Annotated in this window: 24 protein-coding genes; 3 read left to right on the plus strand and 21 right to left on the minus strand. The window is 37.0% G+C overall.

Features of this window, described 5'->3' with window-relative positions:
* Positions 1–8 precede the first annotated feature (8 nt).
* The 6 genes from Q5760_RS18240 to sipW all read right to left on the minus strand — a co-directional run bounded on the left by Q5760_RS18240 (position 9) and on the right by sipW (position 5,697).
* The gene (locus Q5760_RS18240; RefSeq protein WP_428909042.1) at positions 9–617 is read right to left on the minus strand and encodes a TasA family protein; all 609 of its coding nucleotides are present in this window, start codon (positions 615–617) and stop codon (positions 9–11) included.
* Positions 590–1,171, minus strand: a complete 582-nt coding sequence (locus Q5760_RS18245; RefSeq protein ID WP_428909043.1) for a signal peptidase I — start codon at positions 1,169–1,171, stop codon at positions 590–592. Before Q5760_RS18245 ends, Q5760_RS18240 begins: the two co-directional genes overlap by 28 nt.
* Positions 1,164–3,257, minus strand: coding sequence for a hypothetical protein (locus Q5760_RS18250; protein ID WP_428909044.1), 2,094 nt, complete (start codon positions 3,255–3,257; stop codon positions 1,164–1,166). The genes Q5760_RS18245 and Q5760_RS18250 overlap by 8 nt, the downstream gene beginning before the upstream one ends.
* A gap of 375 nt (positions 3,258–3,632) precedes the next feature.
* The gene (locus Q5760_RS18255) at positions 3,633–4,358 is read right to left on the minus strand and encodes a TasA family protein (protein WP_428909045.1); all 726 of its coding nucleotides are present in this window, start codon (positions 4,356–4,358) and stop codon (positions 3,633–3,635) included.
* Between the two features lie 66 nt (positions 4,359–4,424).
* Positions 4,425–5,039 carry a TasA family protein gene (locus Q5760_RS18260; protein WP_428909046.1) on the minus strand — a complete coding sequence of 205 codons (615 nt, stop codon included), beginning with the start codon at positions 5,037–5,039 and terminating at the stop codon, positions 4,425–4,427.
* Positions 5,040–5,118: 79 nt separating this feature from the next.
* The gene (sipW, locus tag Q5760_RS18265; RefSeq protein ID WP_428909047.1) at positions 5,119–5,697 is read right to left on the minus strand and encodes a signal peptidase I SipW; all 579 of its coding nucleotides are present in this window, start codon (positions 5,695–5,697) and stop codon (positions 5,119–5,121) included.
* A gap of 265 nt (positions 5,698–5,962) precedes the next feature.
* On the opposite strand from sipW, the gene Q5760_RS18270 reads away from it, so the two are divergent.
* Entirely contained in the window at positions 5,963–6,304 is a 342-nt protein-coding gene (locus Q5760_RS18270) for a helix-turn-helix domain-containing protein (RefSeq protein WP_428909048.1), read from the plus strand.
* A gap of 49 nt (positions 6,305–6,353) precedes the next feature.
* On the opposite strand, the gene Q5760_RS18275 is transcribed toward Q5760_RS18270, so the two are convergent.
* The 13 genes from Q5760_RS18275 to Q5760_RS18335 all read right to left on the minus strand — a co-directional run bounded on the left by Q5760_RS18275 (position 6,354) and on the right by Q5760_RS18335 (position 15,074).
* Positions 6,354–6,575 (minus strand): hypothetical protein, encoded by a 222-nt coding sequence (locus tag Q5760_RS18275; RefSeq protein WP_428909049.1) that lies wholly within the window; start codon positions 6,573–6,575, stop codon positions 6,354–6,356.
* Between the two features lie 619 nt (positions 6,576–7,194).
* Positions 7,195–7,374: a hypothetical protein gene (locus tag Q5760_RS18280; RefSeq protein WP_428909050.1), complete on the minus strand. Its 180-nt coding sequence runs from the start codon at positions 7,372–7,374 to the stop codon at positions 7,195–7,197.
* Positions 7,374–9,383: a hypothetical protein gene (locus Q5760_RS18285; protein ID WP_428909051.1), complete on the minus strand. Its 2,010-nt coding sequence runs from the start codon at positions 9,381–9,383 to the stop codon at positions 7,374–7,376. The genes Q5760_RS18280 and Q5760_RS18285 overlap by 1 nt, the downstream gene beginning before the upstream one ends.
* A 166-nt stretch (positions 9,384–9,549) precedes the next feature.
* A complete protein-coding gene (locus Q5760_RS18290) occupies positions 9,550–10,167 on the minus strand; it encodes a hypothetical protein (protein ID WP_428909052.1) in 618 nt (205 codons plus the stop codon).
* A gap of 49 nt (positions 10,168–10,216) precedes the next feature.
* Positions 10,217–10,531, minus strand: coding sequence for a hypothetical protein (locus Q5760_RS18295; RefSeq protein WP_428909053.1), 315 nt, complete (start codon positions 10,529–10,531; stop codon positions 10,217–10,219).
* 12 nt (positions 10,532–10,543) lie between these two features.
* Positions 10,544–10,741 (minus strand): hypothetical protein, encoded by a 198-nt coding sequence (locus Q5760_RS18300; protein WP_428909054.1) that lies wholly within the window; start codon positions 10,739–10,741, stop codon positions 10,544–10,546.
* A gap of 172 nt (positions 10,742–10,913) precedes the next feature.
* Positions 10,914–11,084 (minus strand): hypothetical protein, encoded by a 171-nt coding sequence (locus Q5760_RS18305; RefSeq protein ID WP_428909055.1) that lies wholly within the window; start codon positions 11,082–11,084, stop codon positions 10,914–10,916.
* A 375-nt stretch (positions 11,085–11,459) separates the two neighbouring features.
* Positions 11,460–12,059, minus strand: coding sequence for an HNH endonuclease (locus Q5760_RS18310; RefSeq protein ID WP_428909056.1), 600 nt, complete (start codon positions 12,057–12,059; stop codon positions 11,460–11,462).
* 111 nt (positions 12,060–12,170) lie between these two features.
* Positions 12,171–12,305: a hypothetical protein gene (locus tag Q5760_RS18315; protein ID WP_428909057.1), complete on the minus strand. Its 135-nt coding sequence runs from the start codon at positions 12,303–12,305 to the stop codon at positions 12,171–12,173.
* 69 nt (positions 12,306–12,374) lie between these two features.
* Complete coding sequence (locus tag Q5760_RS18320) at positions 12,375–13,304, minus strand: hypothetical protein (RefSeq protein ID WP_428909058.1); 930 nt, start codon at positions 13,302–13,304, stop codon at positions 12,375–12,377.
* Between the two features lie 519 nt (positions 13,305–13,823).
* Positions 13,824–14,042: a helix-turn-helix transcriptional regulator gene (locus Q5760_RS18325; RefSeq protein ID WP_428909059.1), complete on the minus strand. Its 219-nt coding sequence runs from the start codon at positions 14,040–14,042 to the stop codon at positions 13,824–13,826.
* 565 nt (positions 14,043–14,607) lie between these two features.
* Positions 14,608–14,838, minus strand: coding sequence for a hypothetical protein (locus Q5760_RS18330; protein WP_428909060.1), 231 nt, complete (start codon positions 14,836–14,838; stop codon positions 14,608–14,610).
* Entirely contained in the window at positions 14,835–15,074 is a 240-nt protein-coding gene (locus Q5760_RS18335; protein ID WP_428909061.1) for a hypothetical protein, read from the minus strand. The genes Q5760_RS18330 and Q5760_RS18335 overlap by 4 nt, the downstream gene beginning before the upstream one ends.
* Positions 15,075–15,355: 281 nt before the next feature.
* Here Q5760_RS18335 and Q5760_RS18340 point away from each other — a divergent pair, with 281 nt between their 5' ends.
* On the plus strand, positions 15,356–15,589 hold the full coding sequence (locus Q5760_RS18340) for a helix-turn-helix domain-containing protein (protein WP_428909062.1): 234 nt from the start codon (positions 15,356–15,358) through the stop codon (positions 15,587–15,589).
* 89 nt (positions 15,590–15,678) lie between these two features.
* Here the strand turns inward: Q5760_RS18340 and Q5760_RS18345 are convergent, their stop codons facing one another.
* Complete coding sequence (locus Q5760_RS18345; RefSeq protein ID WP_428909063.1) at positions 15,679–15,915, minus strand: hypothetical protein; 237 nt, start codon at positions 15,913–15,915, stop codon at positions 15,679–15,681.
* A 567-nt stretch (positions 15,916–16,482) separates the two neighbouring features.
* On the opposite strand from Q5760_RS18345, the gene Q5760_RS18350 reads away from it, so the two are divergent.
* Positions 16,483–17,037 carry a recombinase family protein gene (locus Q5760_RS18350; RefSeq protein ID WP_428912625.1) on the plus strand — a complete coding sequence of 185 codons (555 nt, stop codon included), beginning with the start codon at positions 16,483–16,485 and terminating at the stop codon, positions 17,035–17,037.
* 349 nt (positions 17,038–17,386) lie between these two features.
* On the opposite strand, the gene Q5760_RS18355 is transcribed toward Q5760_RS18350, so the two are convergent.
* The gene (locus Q5760_RS18355) at positions 17,387–18,052 is read right to left on the minus strand and encodes a hypothetical protein (RefSeq protein ID WP_428909064.1); all 666 of its coding nucleotides are present in this window, start codon (positions 18,050–18,052) and stop codon (positions 17,387–17,389) included.
* Positions 18,053–18,096 lie beyond the last annotated feature (44 nt).

Below are 18,096 nucleotides of genomic sequence, written 5' to 3' on the forward strand. Positions count from 1 at the left end.
TACTTTCCTTAACAAGTACCTTCAATAAAAAACTTTGTTGATAAAGACCAGTTTTCAAATTTTGCTTGATTTTCATTTTTCTTATTAAATTTCACAAGTAAATCGATATTCAAACTCTCTCCTACATCCAAGCCTTTCGTTAAATTCAATTGTTCTAATTGCGTAAGATCTATTCCTTCATTTAATTTTGATAACGGTAGACTTTTTATTGTTTGATTATTTGAAACAATATCAACACTAAAATGTGATAAAAATTCGCTGTCTAGCTGACGCTGACCTGGCACAGTTTTTCCAGGTTTATTTTTTACATCTACAACTGAGGTGGTTAATACTAAATGATTAATCAAGAGTGTTCCATCATTTTGAATATTAATGTTCAATTTTTGAGGTTCCTGTCCTGGAATTAGATCATTTAACTGATAGTTTACATCAGAGTTCACATTCTGCTTACATGAACCGATAGCTAAAGTTGAATAAGTAGCTTTGCTTGAGCTAAAAAACGAAAAGGTTCCACTAGGTATGACAGCAGCTAAAATTAACAAACACCCTACTAAAAGAAGTGTTATATTTTTTACTGTTTTTAATTTTTTCATTTCATCACCTGTTCTTCTGAACATATTTGCCTCTCAACGTCACTAACTTGTCTACGTTTCAAAGGTGAGCGAAAACTTCCGATACTAGTAAAAATCAAGGTTATGACTGGTATAAGGAAGAATAGGATAAATCCTATTTTTGATTTTGAAAAATGTAATAGGTAACCAGCGAAAGGGATATGAATATTCTGATACTTTGCATATACATTCATCCCTTCTACCGTTTTAGTATCGATAGTCTTATTGGAATCTCCTTTTGTTGTAAAATAAATCTCTGAATTTTGTTTATCTATTTCTACAATTCGATGTGTAATGAGCTCGTTGTGATTTCTTGGTGAATGAAACGTAATAATATCATTTACTTTAAGACGGTGTGGATCGTCAATAACTTTGATAAGAATTAACGATCCTGGTTTTATCGTGGGTTCCATTGAACCCGATAAAATCGTGATCAACTGATAACCAGCGATTTGAGGAGTTACACCTGTTAACTTACTAGAGAATGTTAGGTAGAAAGATATGAAAAGAAACCCAATAAATAGAGTATACACAATCCTTTTTATTACTTTTTTACTCATCACCATTTGCACTTTCACTTTCAATTGATGATGGTTCAGTTTGCGTTGTTTCTTTAATCGTTTCTGTTTCTACTTTAGTTTCTTCTGGAGCTATTGTATCTTGTACTTCGTTGGAAGACTCACTCTTGTCTTTTTGATTTAGGTTTTCCTGTTTTGGTTGGTTAGATTGTTTTTGCTTTTCTTCTTGTACTTTTTTCGCTTCCTGTTTTTGCTTTTTTTGATCTATTTTTACTTTAATATCTGCATAGATTTTATTCATTTGATCAATATTTTTCTTGAAGTTTGCAATCTCCAATTGAAGCTTTTCATAGTTTATTTTTGCTACTTCCATTAATTCTTTAGAAAAATTGGTCCCTTTACCATCTATGTTTTGCAAATAATCAGTTGTGTATTTTTCTGCCTCTTTTAATTGAGCAAACATATCTTCTCGGTATTCAAAAAGTTTCGTTATAAAAGTTTCCAACTCTTTGAGTTCCATGTCCTCTCTATAGGTTGCCAATAATTCAGAAGCCTGTTGATTACTATATTTCCAAATAGACACATGAATATCAGCATTTGTTATTTGGATTTTTTCAACATTAATCTTAAGACTGTTTATTTCGGTTTGCATTTTCTGATGATTTTTGTTTGCCTCATTTAAGATCTGTTCAGAGAAAGATTTTTTATTATTATTTAAGTACTTCTCATATTCTTTTTCATACTTTTCTGCATCCTTTAAAACCGATTGGATTTGACTTTGTGTTTTATTGAGCTCGGTAATAAGTGTTTCAAGCTCTTTTACATCCATTTTTTCTCTGTTCTTCGTTATTAGTTCGGATGCTTGAAGATTTAAGCTTTTCCAGATATCACTCTGTACTTTTGCATGTGTTATTTTAATATTTATGATATTTTCTTTTGCTGTTTTAATTACTGATTGTAAATGCTCCTCGCTTTGTTTCGCCTCTTTTAGCTTTGCTTCCGTAAATGAATTTTTGTTTTGGTTTATAAATACATTATAGCCTTTTGTGTATGCTTCCGCTTCATTTAGAACCGTTTGCAAATGGTCTTCAGTTTTAGAAAGTTCTGTAGAGAAAGCTTTAAGTTCATTTATCCCCATACCTTCTTTATATTGGGCTAGCATTTGTGAAACAACGTTATTTGAATCTTGCCAAATACCTGCTTGAACAGCTACTTGTGTTATTTGAATTTTAGCCTTATTATCTTCTAATGTTTTTAGGTTAGATTTGATTTTTTCAAGATTTTGTTTTGCTTCTTCAATGACTACAACCGTATATTTTCCTGGATGATTGATAAAATTCTCTAGATCTTTAATGCTCTGTTGGGCGGTAGCTATAGAAGCTTGTAAATCATTTTGTGAGCTTGAAAGCTCCCTAGCTAAAGTTTGTAGTTCAATTATGTTGAGGTCTCCTTTATATTTATCTACTCTTTGAAAAGCTTGGTTATTAGAATTATTCATGCTTTCTAACGCCTTCTTGGTAAGTTCTGTTATTAAGAGTTTTTCGTTATCCTCTAAATTACTTACCTTTTTATTTGCCTGTTCTTGAATTCCTTTTATTTCCTTTATGGAATTCTCCAATTCTGCAGTTATTTTCTCAGCTGGCTTTAATCCCTCTTTTTCAATCATTTCGAGAACTTGTTGTGTAGATTGATTATTTTTAGCTTCTTTCAGCGCCTTCTCATAATAATGAGTATGTAGTCCATTAACCTGTTCTGAAATGGCTTTTTGAACACCAATAGCATTTTCTAACAGTTTGTCTATTTCAACCGCATATCCCCTGGCGATTTCAGAACTTTCGGCTCCCATCATGCTATTTAAAAGTTCAACAGCTAGATTCTTGGATTTAAAAATACTTTGGTTTTCTTCCTCAATTCCCTTAATCAGTTCTTGAATAGTTTCCGGGAAAACAAATGATAATGAAATATCCCCGTCTATCACGGTTTCTGTATTGGTAAAAGCGGCATGTGATGATGGTAATACTTGTGCCATTCCAAAAGCCGCAATAGAAGCTAAGCTAGCTGCTTGAATAAGAGATTTATTTGTTTTATTCTTAGGCTTCCTATGCGTTGATGCCCGTTTTTTTCTCATCCTTTTCTACACCTCCTATATATTGGAAAAGTCTGTAATGTTTGGTTATCTGTTAAATCTATATTAGGTTTCATTTCGTTCATTATAAAGAACTATTTATTTATAGTTTATTCACTTTCTATACGAAATAAAAACCTCAAAATCGATTGTGTTTTATTATAATGAGCCTCATAACAATAAAATGCTCTTGATATCTCTAAATTTCACAAATGCATTTTTTATAAAGAACACCTTTTACTAATTACAATTAATTCTATAGAGTATATTTGTCAATGATTAAATGTAGAACTTTGCACTAGAGCTATTACGCTCTTTAGGCATAGAATTAAATATAATCTAAAAAACGACCTTGAAGAGCGTTCCCTCAGGTCGCTATTAAAGATCACGACGCATTCTACGATTATGGAAAAATACGAGGAGACTACCGGCACCTAATAAAAAGACGCCAATAAATATGATGTTGTATGTATTTGTAGCTGAATTTGGAAGTATATTTTCTCTTATTTCTGGAGTAACAGTTATGCCTTCTTCTGAACTACTATTATGATCGCTTACTTTTTCCGGAAAATCCCCATCACTTGGAGTATTGCCTCCTGGTGATTCACTGTCTTCAGGTGGATTTCCACCTCCTGGAGTTTCTACTAGTTCAGCAATAAACAGGATTTCAACTTCTGCGGAAGATTTCTGAAATTCATTTCCTAAATCATACGGCATAGTTACTTGAAAAAGCATTGTTTCAGATGTACCTGTTGCAAGATTCCTTGGATTAAATCCTTCAAACTCAATTAATTTTCCTTCATATAATACTTTGGAATCCATTTCCACGAGCAGTTCCAGTTCCTCTAACAAACCTTTTTTTGATTTCTTTTCTCCAACGATAGCTGTATACTTAAAATCCCTTGTACCATCATTTATTATTGTTATATATCTTGGCATCCAGTCACCTGGTTTTAAATTATCTACTTCAAAAAAATAACCATTAGGGTTTGTATTAATATCAACCTCTTTTTCTTCAGCATTGGTAGTTATTGAAAATGATAAAAACAGAAAAAATATTATCAAAAATTTTAGTGATATTGATGATAGATTTTGATTACTCATAAATACCTCACTACTTTTTAATTTTACAAAAGGTGGGAACAAGTTCCCACCTTTATTATTGAAGTATTATCTGCTTTGTCCTGCAGTTTGTACTGCTTCAAATTCCCATTTAAGTTCTAAAGCATCCCCTTGGAATTCATTTTGATCTGCACCATTATTTACAAATTCAAATTGCACATAAAGGTTATCAGTATCTCCACTTACTAAACCTCCTCTTTCTTCAAAGAAAGGTATAAAAATTCTATTCGCTACTGCATCAGGTGTCATACTTTGTAAATCACTTAAAGTAGTTTGGTAGACAACTTGGTCAGCTGGCAAAAACCCTGGTAATACTGCTTTATCATCATTAAAGAAGAAATTGACGCGAATATGATCACCAAAGTCACTAACGTTATCACCTTTAGCATCAATTACATTATAACTTGTTTTCAATAATACATTTGCAATATCTAATGATCCACTATTTCCAAGTTCAAAAGTACGGTTCATCCAATCTCCTGGTTTAATATTGTCTACATCAATAATTGTTATTGGATCTACAGCAAGATCTAGTGTCCCAGCTGTAAATTTATTATTTGATGTTTCTACATCGTTAAAGTAAGCAAATGTTCCTCCACCTACTAATGACATTCCTAGTGCAGCTGATGCAATTCCTAAACCTAATTTTTTCTTAATGCTCATGTTCAATTTCCTCCTCTACCCCTTTTTGGGTATGTAATTTTTTATATTGACCCTTGTTTACCAAGGGATTCAACCATATTTAAACGGGTGTTTCTTTTGTATCTGTTTTTTTATCTTTTGGATCAAGTTCTCTTAGTCCTTTAAAAATACTGAACCCAGAGTAAACCAATAGTAGTAATCCCGGAATAATTAGGAGAAGTGCTCCTCCTTCTTTAGATTGAGCAAAATCTATAAAATATCCAATATATGGAATAGTTATATCTGCGTATACTGCTTGCACATTATCAGAGAGAACTGGTTCCATATCAGCAGTGTTGTTATTGTCGCCTTTTGTTTGGTACATAACATGCTCTCCACTTTTTTCAATCCCAATAATTCTGTGCGTAATCAACCTTTCCTCACTATCCACGAAGGTAATAACATCGCCCTCTTTAAGGTTCTTTTTATCTTCACCTTCAACAGGTTCTACCGCGATAATTGATCCTGTTAGAAAGGTCGGTTCCATTGAACCTGATAAAACACTCTTAAATTGGTATCCAAAGGCCTGTGGTTCACCTCCAGATGCTTTAGTAGAAATCACTAGAAATGCCATTAACACAAGAACTGCAAATAATAAGAGCGTAATTAGATTGCTCGTTATTTTTAATACCTTTTTCATTTCTCCACCTCTTTAAGATTGATTCACTTGTTCGTTAATATTTCGTTTTTCATTCTCTTTATCGAACTCACAACTTGAGTATAAGGTAAGCTGTCCCAGTTGGAAATCTTCAAAAATAGCCATATTTTCGTTATAACGAACAATTCGCTGTGATTTTCTCCTAATTGCTCTTATTTTCTAACTATTTTATATTTTATAAAGAACGTATAATTCTATATAATGAACAACAGAACAAAAATAAATTCAATAAATAAGGTGGTGCTCAATGATTGGGGAACGATTGAAGAGGTTGCGAATCCAGAAGGGATATTCGATCAGTAAGCTCTCAAAGTTGACTGGGATCTCAAAGTCATATATCAGTTATATCGAACGTGATCTGCAAAATAACCCATCCTATCAAATTTTAATTAAATTGGCGGATGCTTTAGATACAAGTATCGATTATTTATTAGGAAACGCACAAAATCCAAATACGCCTAGTCCTGACGAACAAATCACATTGGATCCAGAATGGACGCAAATTCTTAAGAGTGCAATTCAAGATGGATTAAAGAAAGAGGAATTGAGAAATATGCATCACTTTATTAAATTTAAAAATGGCAGATAGAGTACGTAATAAAAAAGCGACCAAATAATCGGTCGCTTTTTTATAATTTTCACCATTTTCCGTTTTCTTCTAAAATGGTCTTTAAATCTTTAAATAGGTTGTTATGTGTTCTTGCCATTTGATTTCCTTCATGCTTATCCGTATGTTCAATGCTTGTCAGCCATGAATCTTTTCCTTCGTGAGGATTTTTAATGGAAAGATGGATTGTATTTTCATCTTGTTTCCACATATTAAAGCTAAGTCCAGTTAACGTTTTCGTTTCTTTTGTCATTTCTTTCCTCCGATTTTCTTTTTATTATATCAAACAAATAGAAGCTCAGTACTTACAGTTTAAAAATAAAGACCAATGAATTAAATTCATTGGTCTTAAAAAAAGTCTATTATGATTTATTTCTAAATGTTCTAACCCTTATTCATTTTTTCAAGAAGCACGATGCTCCAAACGAAGCTTATCGGCAACCATCGCAATAAATTCACTATTTGTTGTGGCTCGGAACCTCTAAACGCTAGGGTTTACGGTAGTTTATACGGTGTTTGTCAGTTTATATTTAACGTTCCTTTATCGGAATATTAATATTTATTTGTTAGCGTAATTGTACCGTATCTATCCGAATATTACAAGGCATTTAACCGAACTAAACGGACAAACACCCGTCAAAACGATTTTCGTTAAGCCTAATCCTTCCGTAGCAACATCGTATTTAATTGGTATGTCCGCTCCCCACTTTTTAATCCGCCTTTGCAATCGTAATCCCATTTGACAAGCGTATTCGCGCATCTTTGCATCGCTACACCAACGGAAGGGAGGAGGCATGTGTTCGCTAATACCGGTACTACCTCCGCCTTAAACAAAAAAAAGACGGGACAAACTCCGCTAAGAAGTCACCCCGTTAGAACTGCCTTTTATCTCCGTCCATCTCTAAGTAAACCGTTATGCCCCGTCCGTCACTCATCGCCTTTGTTCCGACGATTGTGGCGCCAGCTTGCTCGGCATATCGTTGCAAGTCGTTAAACTCTTCCGTACTGTATACCGTCCTTGTAAATTGCGTTACTGTTTTTTGATCGCTCATTATGCCTTAACCCCCTGAACTCGCTGTACTTGTTTCTTCTGTTTTCCCAGTTCTTGCGAAATATCTGCGACTGTTGCCCGTGCAAACTCTCGTCCATTTACTATTAACGGAATTTCTAGCTTAATTGTGTCGTGATTTCCTCCGCTCGATTGAACTTGAAATCCCTTTAAGGCGGTTAGTAGCTGAGCCGTTTCGTTACTTTTGTTAGGATAACTATTCGTAACGCCTTTGTATTGCTGCGGAATGGATACTGCGGTCATTTTCGCTGATGCTTTGCTAACCTTTGACGCCATTTTATCCATACCGACGATAAATCCTTCACCTGTAAAAGCGCCGATTTCTTCGAATACCTTACTCGGAGAATTAATATCGAGTACCTTTTTTGCCGCAGCTATTGCGGTTTGTACCGAACTTACTAGCGCTCCTACGATTGGAACTCTTTTGATTCCGTTAATTAAACCTTGCATGATTGCCGATCCAATTGACGATAAATCAATACCTTCTAAGAAGTCTTGAATCTCGCCCCATTTTTCCTTAGTCCAAGAGGAAATCTCCGACCAATTTGATATAATAATATCCGCTAATAATAGAACGGCAGAAATGATTATACCTATTGGATTGGAAAAACGTAGCAAAGTAGTGCCGGCTTTTAGTATTGTCGATACAAACTTCCCTTTGAATAGTCCGGATAGTTTAGTAACCCAACCAAATACCGTTTTAATAACCGGCCATAAGAATTTAAATACGCTCGTCAAAGTTATAATTAAAGGCGCTAACATCGTAACTATTCCGCCAATAACACTTAAAGAGCCGATAACCGTCCCAATCCATTCGTTATTTTTAATGAGTTCGGAAGTCCATGCGAAGAACTTGTCCGCCATTTCGAGAACTTTGGTTCCGATTGGCGCCATCGCTACACCTAGATTTACTAACGTGGTTACGATATTTCCGATTAAAGATAATACCGTCGGAGTGTTCTCTCGTACAAATGCGATGAAGTTTTGGAACGATTGATTTTCGGATAGCCCTTGCGACCAAATTCGGAACTGCTCGGACATGCGTAAAAATCCGTCAATAAAACCTTGTGCTAACGGATCAAAGGCAACCATCATGTTAGCGAATCCGGCTAAAAAGTTTCCTACACCTTTTCCCAATCGCTCTAAATTAGGACCTGCCGTTTGTCCGACCCAATCGAAGAACACCTTCATATCATCCGCCTCTAGATTACGGTCAAAAGAGTCGAATAGGTTTGTTACCGCCTTAACTGTTCCTTGAATTGCCGGCTCTAATAAGACTAATACCGACTGAATCGAACCTAACGACTTATTAAATATGTTTAGGACGCCAGGCTCGAATTTCTTTCTAAAATCCGAGAAGAAACTATTGAACTTCCGGAGAGCCTCAACGGACTTCATTTGCGTTGTATTATACTGCTTTTGTACCGCCTCTAGTTCCGCTAGTGCCTCCGCCTTTTTCTTTGGATCACTCGCCTTGTCTACTTTTTCTTGCGCTTTTGCTAGTTCCTCGTTAGCCTCAAAAACCTTTGAAATTGAAGGAATAGCCACCGAGGCAAACCCTACGGCACCTAGTCCGGCGCTTGTAAACGCAGAACCTAACGCCCCAACTCCTCCGGCTAATACTCCTACCGTTGGAACCATCGCCGGTAAAGCTGTAAATAGCGCTCCTCTTCCGAGATTCTGCGTAATCTCTCCGAAATCTCTGCCGGCGTCTGCGAGTCTGTCCATTCCTTTTCGCCAATTGCTATATTCTAGCTTTACATGCGTAGTAATCCGCCTGGGAATAGAGTCCACCTTCTTTTGGACCTTTTCGAGTTTTGCCGTTGCGGTTGCTGTATCCGCGTTAATTTCTATCGTTTTAACACCTTCTACTCGCTCTGCTATCCGCTCAATAGACGTCAATTGCTTAGTCAACCGTTTATGAACGGCTGTAAATCGGTCTATCGCCTTAATGGTGTAGCTAATATTCATTTTCGTGTTATTTCCTGCCACTTTCACCCTCTCCTTTGTTGTGCCGTTCAGTCGTTTATTTCCGGAATATAAACGAAATCTAGGCATAAAAAATGAGCGCCAATTAGGCGCCCTTCAAGATATTGCTCGAACGTACTGCGCTTGCTCCTACGAGATTAACGTAGTTCAATCGCAAGTGTTACCGTTGTTACTTAAGATTTGCTCGGTTGTTCCTGTAATCGCTATATGCCGGATGAGTAAGACGAAGAGTTCGGAATTTATAATCAACTCCATTACTTTTCTGTTCTTTTAACTCGTCTAGCCTCATTTGTTCAGCCGTTTGTAACTCCCTAAAAGTAGCGTTCATGCTACGTAGCTTACTTTGTATGGTTTTATCATCGCCTAACTTATCGGCTATTTCCGGAAGTCGTTTTCTTACAAGGCTTAAGCCATTTTCGTCTAGGTATCCTAGTTTCTGTTCGAATCTTTCAACGGCTTCAAGTTTATCCTTCTGGGAGTAACCTAGCTTGGCGTCCGCTACAAATTCGGAGATAAACTCGTCAACTAGCTTACGATCGGTTTCCGTTGGCTTGAAATAACTCTTAGCTGCGACTGGCTCCATTTCTGCGATTTTAGCGTCAATGTCTGCGGTAAACTTTGCGTTGATTTCTTGGACGTTCTTTTCTAGTTGCTCTCTTAATTGACGAATTTCATAGTCTTGTACTTTGACGTCAGCATAGTAAGGATTTTCACTGGTGCGGATTTTATCAACGCTTTTTCTAAACTTTGCCGTTTCGCTTTCGATCATTTTTGAATATTGTTCCATTCATAATCATCCTTTTCATTAGTTAATTTTTATTTTATTTGCGCCGTTCCTAGCGCATCCGTTTTGAGGTTGTTACGATTCCAGGTAGTTCTGCGTTCGTCGATACATCATCGAAGAGAATATAATCTTCACGTTTTATAACTCGCTTTAACTCTTCGTATGCGTGATTGTATGCGAAAAAGTCCGTTTTCGCTTTCGTTTCATATTCCACTTTGTAAATGGTTTTTGAAGTATCACACGAAACGAGATACGCTTTAACGCTCCTCGTATTTCGGTCAAGTCGTTTAATCTCGACTCTACCACGTACAAGTCCCGTCATTTCCTCGACAAGTTCCGACTCTTTTAGTTTTCCGAATAATCCCATATCCTCACCGCCTTATAAATTATCTGCGCTCAATCTCTTAGCCGTATCTCGCTTGCCTCTCTTCCGCTTATGCTCGTTTGCTTTCGGCTGCTCCGGCTCTTCCTCGGATAGACTGGCAAGTAATCGATTTTCCCAGGCGCTCGACCCGTTCATTTTCTTCCGTTGTCGTAAATCCTTTTCAGTTCGAAGCCTACTGTTTTTACTCGCCATACCTTAACCCCTCCGCTCTTTTTTCCGCCGTTCGAAGTCGTCCCTATCCTCGAATAAATACGTCAACCCCTCCGCCTCTAGGTCCGCCCAATCCTGCTCGTATAGGTTGTACGTAGTAACATCGCTAGAATACGTATACAAGTCCCAATCCATAAACTGCGGCCGCTCGCCTTTATCGACTATTCTTATGTTTTTCATTTCGTTGCACCGCCTTTTTGATCGCTTCTAACTTTGTAACGACTTCCTCCGGTAACATGTCTTGAATTGCGTAGGTGGTTCGCTTTGGTACCCTATTACCTCTCTTACCTCTGCGGTTTTTATTGCGTTTTTGTTGCTTTTCCATGCTTTCTCCCTCCATTCGGTAAACTTCTTTTAAAAAGTGTGTATTTGACAGATTTCCGTTAATAATCACGCCAAATAAGCGCCTTTTAACTTATCCGCGAGTGTTTGTTCACCCTCGAATAAAAAAGCGCTCGTTGCGTGTATTTGACCGAAAAATCTGCTATTCTACTTTTCTAGCTTTACGTTGAACATACGCTCGGCTGGGCGCCTCTGTTCAATCGGAATTTTAAATTGAACGCCAATAAGCCGATTACCTCGGAAGTAATCAGCCATGATCCGCCAGTCGTTTTTGCTCTTGTATCGTTTAATGCGTCTTATCAAATCGCGATCTTCCGTATATCCTCCGATGTATCCCGTTTCAAGTCGCCATAGTTGGTTACTCATCGGTGTTCACCTTCTCCCAGGCTTCTAATGCTTTAGCCTCGTAATACCGTTTTGCATATTCGGCATGTTCTTCGATAGTTTCCTCGAATGTCTGTAATGCCCGTTGTGATATTTCGTCAAATAATGCTCTCGCCTCGTAAGGGGCAACCGATTGAATCGTATATGTTAATACCGGCATATCGTTTTTACTTTTATTGCATGAACTACACGCCATACAAACGTTATCGAATGTGTTCTTATGAGAGTATCGAATAGGCGTTATATGATCGAGGCTGCGTTCATTCACCGGTGTCTCTCGTCCACAATAGGCACACTCCGTTTCCGATAACGTCCATAAAACTTCGTGTAACGTTAAGGTATCCTCGACTTTGACGCCGTGCTCTTGCTCAACCTTACGAACCGCTTTCCTGGAATCGTTTAAAGCTACGTATGCTTTACCGCGGAAAGTAGAATGATATTCCTTTTTCTGCTCCTTTTCACACGCCTTACAATAACTGCGCTCGGGTCCGTAAAATCCCTCGATACTTAATACTCCGTTACATTTCCGACACTGTTTCGTTTCTAGTTCGGTTAAGGTTGCGTTTTTATTCATTAATACCGCCCCCTAACGCTTTTTCTCCACGTCTAATAATGTCAATAATTATAAATGCGTAAATACTCGCTCCAATTAGTTCAATCATTCCAATACACTCCATTCATTTTGTTAGTTTTTTAGGTTCATTTCTTTTTGAATCTCTTTCATAGCCGTTTCAATCTCGCGGTGTACGTAGGTCTTCCCATTCCCTTGTAAAATAGCAAGGCCTACGAGATAAATCGCCAATATGTTCGCTCTGTCCATTCCGATACACTCCCTTCATATGTAAATTAGGTATAATAAAAACGCCTTGCTCGTTATGGCTTGGCGCCTTTAATTAAATAACGCTTTTATTGCTTTCAATGATTCTCCGTTACCTCCATATACAACTCTAGGGTTAACGATGATTCTTTTTTGCCGTCTGTCATATGGATCTTCAACAAACGTGAATACCGGTTTCCCTTCAACTTTTATGTTATTTAGGGCGGTTTTTAGCTTATGCGTATCTTGAGAACCTAACAACGCAGCTAAGTTTTCTAGATTCATAGGTCGTATTAAATCTTCGTCAGTTTCTTCCGGATTAAAACAAACTATATTCGTATTGAAGTTTAAAAACGGCAATACGGAGTAGATTGTCGCTAACTGTCCTAATTTACGCCCTTTAAATTGCTCGTATAGGTCCCTAATTGTTTTCTTAAACAACCGCGTATATTGTAAGTCGCTTATGTCGTATTCATGGCTTTTCAAGTCTCCGCGATAAAATATCGTAGGATTAACGAATAGTTCCCCCGTATCTGCTTCATGGATAATATAAGCGTCTTTTAATCGTTTAAAAAAGTCATTAAATCGTTTCGTTGACATTTCAACTAGCTTTTCTAAATCCTTCTTGTTGTACGCCTTCTTACCATTATCCGATTGTAGCCGATTTGTTTCCCATGCTACGTAAGTACCGATGAACATTAAACGGGCAGTATCTTGGCTCGTTAACATTGGGAATCGCGCTTCCACTGTTTGTGCTTTTTGGAAAAACGCAAAGATAAATTTGCCGTTTTCTATTTCATGCTCGGTCATTTCGTCAATTGCCTTTAATGATCGTACTTGTTTTGCTGTAGTTCGCAACGAAACATCAAACATATGAGATACGTCCCTACCATCAGCCGTTTTAAATTCTACACTCTCTTTTATTGCTAGAACTCCTCTTTTAACTTTCGGATGTAGGTCGCCCCATGCTCTTTGTTCTTCGATTCTGTCTACATTTACCATCTCATTTCCCCCATTTCCCAAAATTATACTGCTTTGACGTCCCATTATTGACCTTTTATACTGCTTTGACGTCCCTTAGAAACTCTCTATCTATCACCTAAAAAACCCTTATATAACAATGTTTTCAACCACTTTTTTTAAACTTTCCTTCTCATTTGTATATCTTTATCAGTCTACTCTTTATAAGAAAAGACCGCCGAAAAGGTAATACTAATACGATACTTATTCCGTAGGAACATAGTTCCGCGTTTAATAAGTCCTTAATAAAACCTTTAAGACCTTGCGACTCATCGATATTACTTATTCGTTATAATCGTTAGTATTATCATACTGTCGTGATTCTTTGAATCACGAGTGAATCGAAGATTCACAAGATAACCGTCTAATACCTTATTAACCGTTCTTATAGATCGGAATCTCTTAACCGTGAATATCTATCGCAGATATTGAGGGGTTATTTCAAACCGCGGAATATCTACGTTATATACAGTTCTCGTTATTATCCGTTATTAATAGGCGTTACTTTTCGACTACTTTCATACGCTCACAAAACGTCAAAAATTCCGTATCTGCTATGTCATATCGACGTAGAATTTTCGCCTTAGTTGTCGTACTAATGTCTCGGTGTCCTGCCTCGATAAGAGCGATTAAGTTCGGAGATACGCCTGTTTCTCGGCTAAACTCCGCTTGTGTTAGCCCGTGATATAGGCGTAAATACTTCATTTGATTTCGTGTCATTTCGTCAACCTCCTTGATATTTATTCGATTTTCTTACTATTACGCCAAAATAAAAAAGAGCCGATATAAAACCGGCCCTACGTATATTGGCGGAATAAAGCAAATACAACGACATTCCTTCACTATATAGGATACATATACGGTTAAAAGGTGGTAGCCGTTTTAAACTTTTTTTTACTTCCTTCTCTAAATAGGATACATAGACGGCTAAAATATAACGTCCGAAACGAAATTATTACATTCCTTCATATAATAGTATAGCTGTGGTGGTAAAAAGTAACGTTATGTTCGTAATATCTTATATTCCTCAAATAATAGCCTAACTAAAAGGTGTAAAATTCGATATCAAAACAAAACTTTTTACCTCCTCTACTATTGAATATCCTCATATCGCCCTCCGTTTTGGGACAACTGGACGAAAAAAGACCACCTTAAAATAAAAAGCCATCGCCGCCAAACGATAGCCTTAAATCGTATCTACCAGACACACCCTCGCCTATAGAGTGCGTCCAGCGCCTTCCTTTATTACGGTAAAGAGCGTCGCCAACCGCTCCAATCAACGTTACTAAGCCGTTATCAATTCCGTAAATATCTCTGATTCAAAATAGTCGCGCCCATCCGAATCTAAATCGACTAGATAGACGTCTTTCTGCTCCGTTGGACTAGCGTTATAAAGTCCTGGCATCCGATCCTTACCGCAAACAAACACTTGATTTCCGACAAGTACGCCCCGTTCGTTTTCCTGCTCTAATATCAGATCGTCGAATTTGTACATCACCGTTACTACTCGTTTCATTCCGATTCCCCTCCGTTCTCAATTTCGTCACATAACTTTAAAATAGCGTTAGCAAACGCCCTGGACCCTTCTACACTAGCCGTTATTACTGCGTCGATTTCTATACGTTCGTTCAATTTGCCTATCGAGAATATTACTGCGTCGTCTTCGCCTTTTGCGTCCTTAATATCAAAGTAATGCGATTCAACAGACAAATAATAAACGGTGTCTGTTTCTACTTGCTTTAATACGTGCATATCGCCTAACCTCCTAATTATTTTCGAGTAGTTCGTCTATTCCCTCTTTGATCTGCGTTAGTGCGAGTTCGTATGCGGTTATAACTGCGATAGTTGAAACGAATAAGATAGCTGCCGTTGCGATAAATCCCATTTCGATTACCTCCGTTTCTTACTAATTACTAATGTGTAATTATTTAATTCCATATTACTAATTAGTAATCGGTAAGTCAAGTATTTATTGAATAAAATATTACGAATGTGTAATATGTAATTAGGAATAAGAAAGAAGGTGTTTGTATATGGCGAAATATAAAGCTACACCAAAAAACATGAAGGACTTGCTTAAATTAGGAAATTTAGATACGCAAAAAGAACTTGCTGAAAAAGCTGGCGTAAAAGAAGCAACGATCAGCCGTTTTGACAAACAAGCGCGTTATGACATAGACGTATTAGTATCTGTAAGTATGGCGTTAGGCAAGCGTATAGAGGATTTATTCGACATCGAAGAAGTGATCGAGGAAGGCGCGGAGTGAGTTCTGCGTCTTTTTTTTATTTAGTAAAGATTCCGGAGGCATTAACGTAAAAAGCCGAGAAGTACGGATACCCCTCGGCTATGAAATGATTAATATTTTCTTATCTTACGTAAACGATTTAGCATTAGGTTAAATTCTCGGTTAGACCAACGTAAATTTACGTTCTTTTCTACTATCAAACTAGGTAAGTTATGTATACGAAAATAGAAATCTACTATTTCTTTATCGATTTCCTTTTTCTCCGCTTCAATCGCATCATATCGTTCTAATAGTTCGGCTAGTTGTTCCGTATCTTTACCACCGTGTAACATCCAAGTTATTGTCATACTTTTCGTCTCTCCCTTATGTTAATTCTTCGTTGTACATTAGTAAATATATTACAAGATTCGTTATTCGTCAAAATTTTTATAATTGAACGAAAATTGACGTAAATTAACGACCGATAGACGATAAATTAACGTAAATAGACGATCAGGTCCGAGTTTAAAAAATTCTGCGAAAATTTTTTCCTGGGACTTTGCGGAATGGGGAGCGCGTTTTTAACGGAGAGGTTGCGTAGGGTTGACGTTTTAATATCGAGTTATCAGAATTTATAGCAAATTGTTAGCCGTCCGGTCGAAGCGACTTCTACGATACGCCCCCGCCCCATGCAACGATATTTTGACCGCGATTAGTCGGTTAGCCTCTCCGAGTGATCCTCGCTTGTTGACGTCGGTAGCCTTTTCCCTACGTGTTATATCCGAATATAAGCCGTTTAACCGTGTCATTTACGTTTATATCGGTGTCATAACTTAAAAGTATTGACACCGTTTTGACGATGTAGTATTATCAAGGCATCGGAAGGCGTCATAACTTAGTGTCATAAATATAACGGAGAAATGGGGACGTACATAATGAAATACGGATATGCTCGCGTGTCAACGTTACATCAAGATTTAGAATCGCAATTACAGTCGCTACAAAAAGAGAACTGCGACAAAATCTACTCGGATAAGTTTACCGGTACAAAGACGGATAGACCGAACTTCAACAAGTTATTGAACGAATTAAAAGAAGGTGATACCCTCGTCGTTACTAAGTTAGACCGTTTCGCCAGGACCACGGCTGACGGCATTAACACCGTAAAGGAACTGTTTGAACGTGGTGTAAAGGTTCACGTCTTAAATATGGGACTAGTCGAGGATACTCCTACTGGACGTCTTATATTATCAGTTATGTTAGCCTTTGCGGAGTTTGAACGGGATATGATCGTAGAACGTACACAAGAAGGAAAGGCCATCGCTAAACAAAAAGAGGACTTTCGAGAAGGCCGTCCGAACAAATACGGGAAACAACAGATTGAACACGCCTTAAAACTGTTAGAAACGAACTCCTATAAACAAGTCGAATCAATGACCGGAATATCGAAAAGTACGTTAATCCGTGCTAAAAAGAAGGTAGCTGAATAATGGCTGCCTTTTTTCGTTGCAAAACGTCCCTACCCCTCGATATTTCCGGAGTGTGTCCGCCGTGAAGGCGTCGCCTAGTAAATATCGTTATATCATACGGTATTACCATCGGTAGACATACCGTTACTACCGTTTCGAATCACTCGTACATACTGCCGTATGCCTTCGTAACCCCTATGGGAATTTACTTTACGTGTAAAATTGTGTACGATAAATAACCGTCTTATGACGAGTTCCTTCTATTATATATCACGGTAATACGTTAAAGTATTACCGTTACACATTCGGAATAAACCGGCTAACTCGAATAGGTTGCGAAGAGGCTCCGAACCCTTGACGTTATTGTCATTTAGGTATTATCTGTTACATCTTTCATTAACTTATTTATCATTAACTGGTATTTACCGATAGGATTAATTATTAAAATTAGTTCTTCATATACTTTCCTTAAAACTTCGCGAACACTATTAATAAATTCGAAACAAAAAGACGCCGTTAAATTTATTTCGTTTCTATTAAAATTATTTACGATAAATACACTGTTCAAAGTTTCTATTTCTTTGATAACATTTTTGTTATTGTTTTCAATGATTCCTCCATTATGTATTAAAATATTTCTTACCTTATTACACTTCTTTATATGATTCCATTCTGAAGATTGGTCAGGAAATTTTAGTCCTGCAATTTTTTTAAGATATACTTGTGCTTTTTCTATCCCTTTATGTCTAATATCATTTATTTCAATTTCTATTTTTTTGAAACGTCGAATTTCTTTACATATAATTAACAGGTAATTTTCTAAATAGGCAAAACAGGAATAAAATAAAGAAGTTCTCATTATGTTTGGGAATTCAACACCGTACTGAGCAATAGGTTTAACATGACCACCTTTGTTAGAAACAGCCTCTTCATATTTATCATTTAGAAATTCCTCTATATTTACTGCATAACTTTCAAGATTATCTAAAGTAATTTCAAAATAATGAATTCTTGAATCATATTTAAATGAAGTCAAGAAATCGACCTCCCTCAATATATTTAATTACATTATACCAATGA

It is taken from the genome of Niallia sp. Kr1, assembly GCF_050389805.1.
Lineage (GTDB): Bacteria > Bacillota > Bacilli > Bacillales > Cytobacillaceae > Bacillus_BD.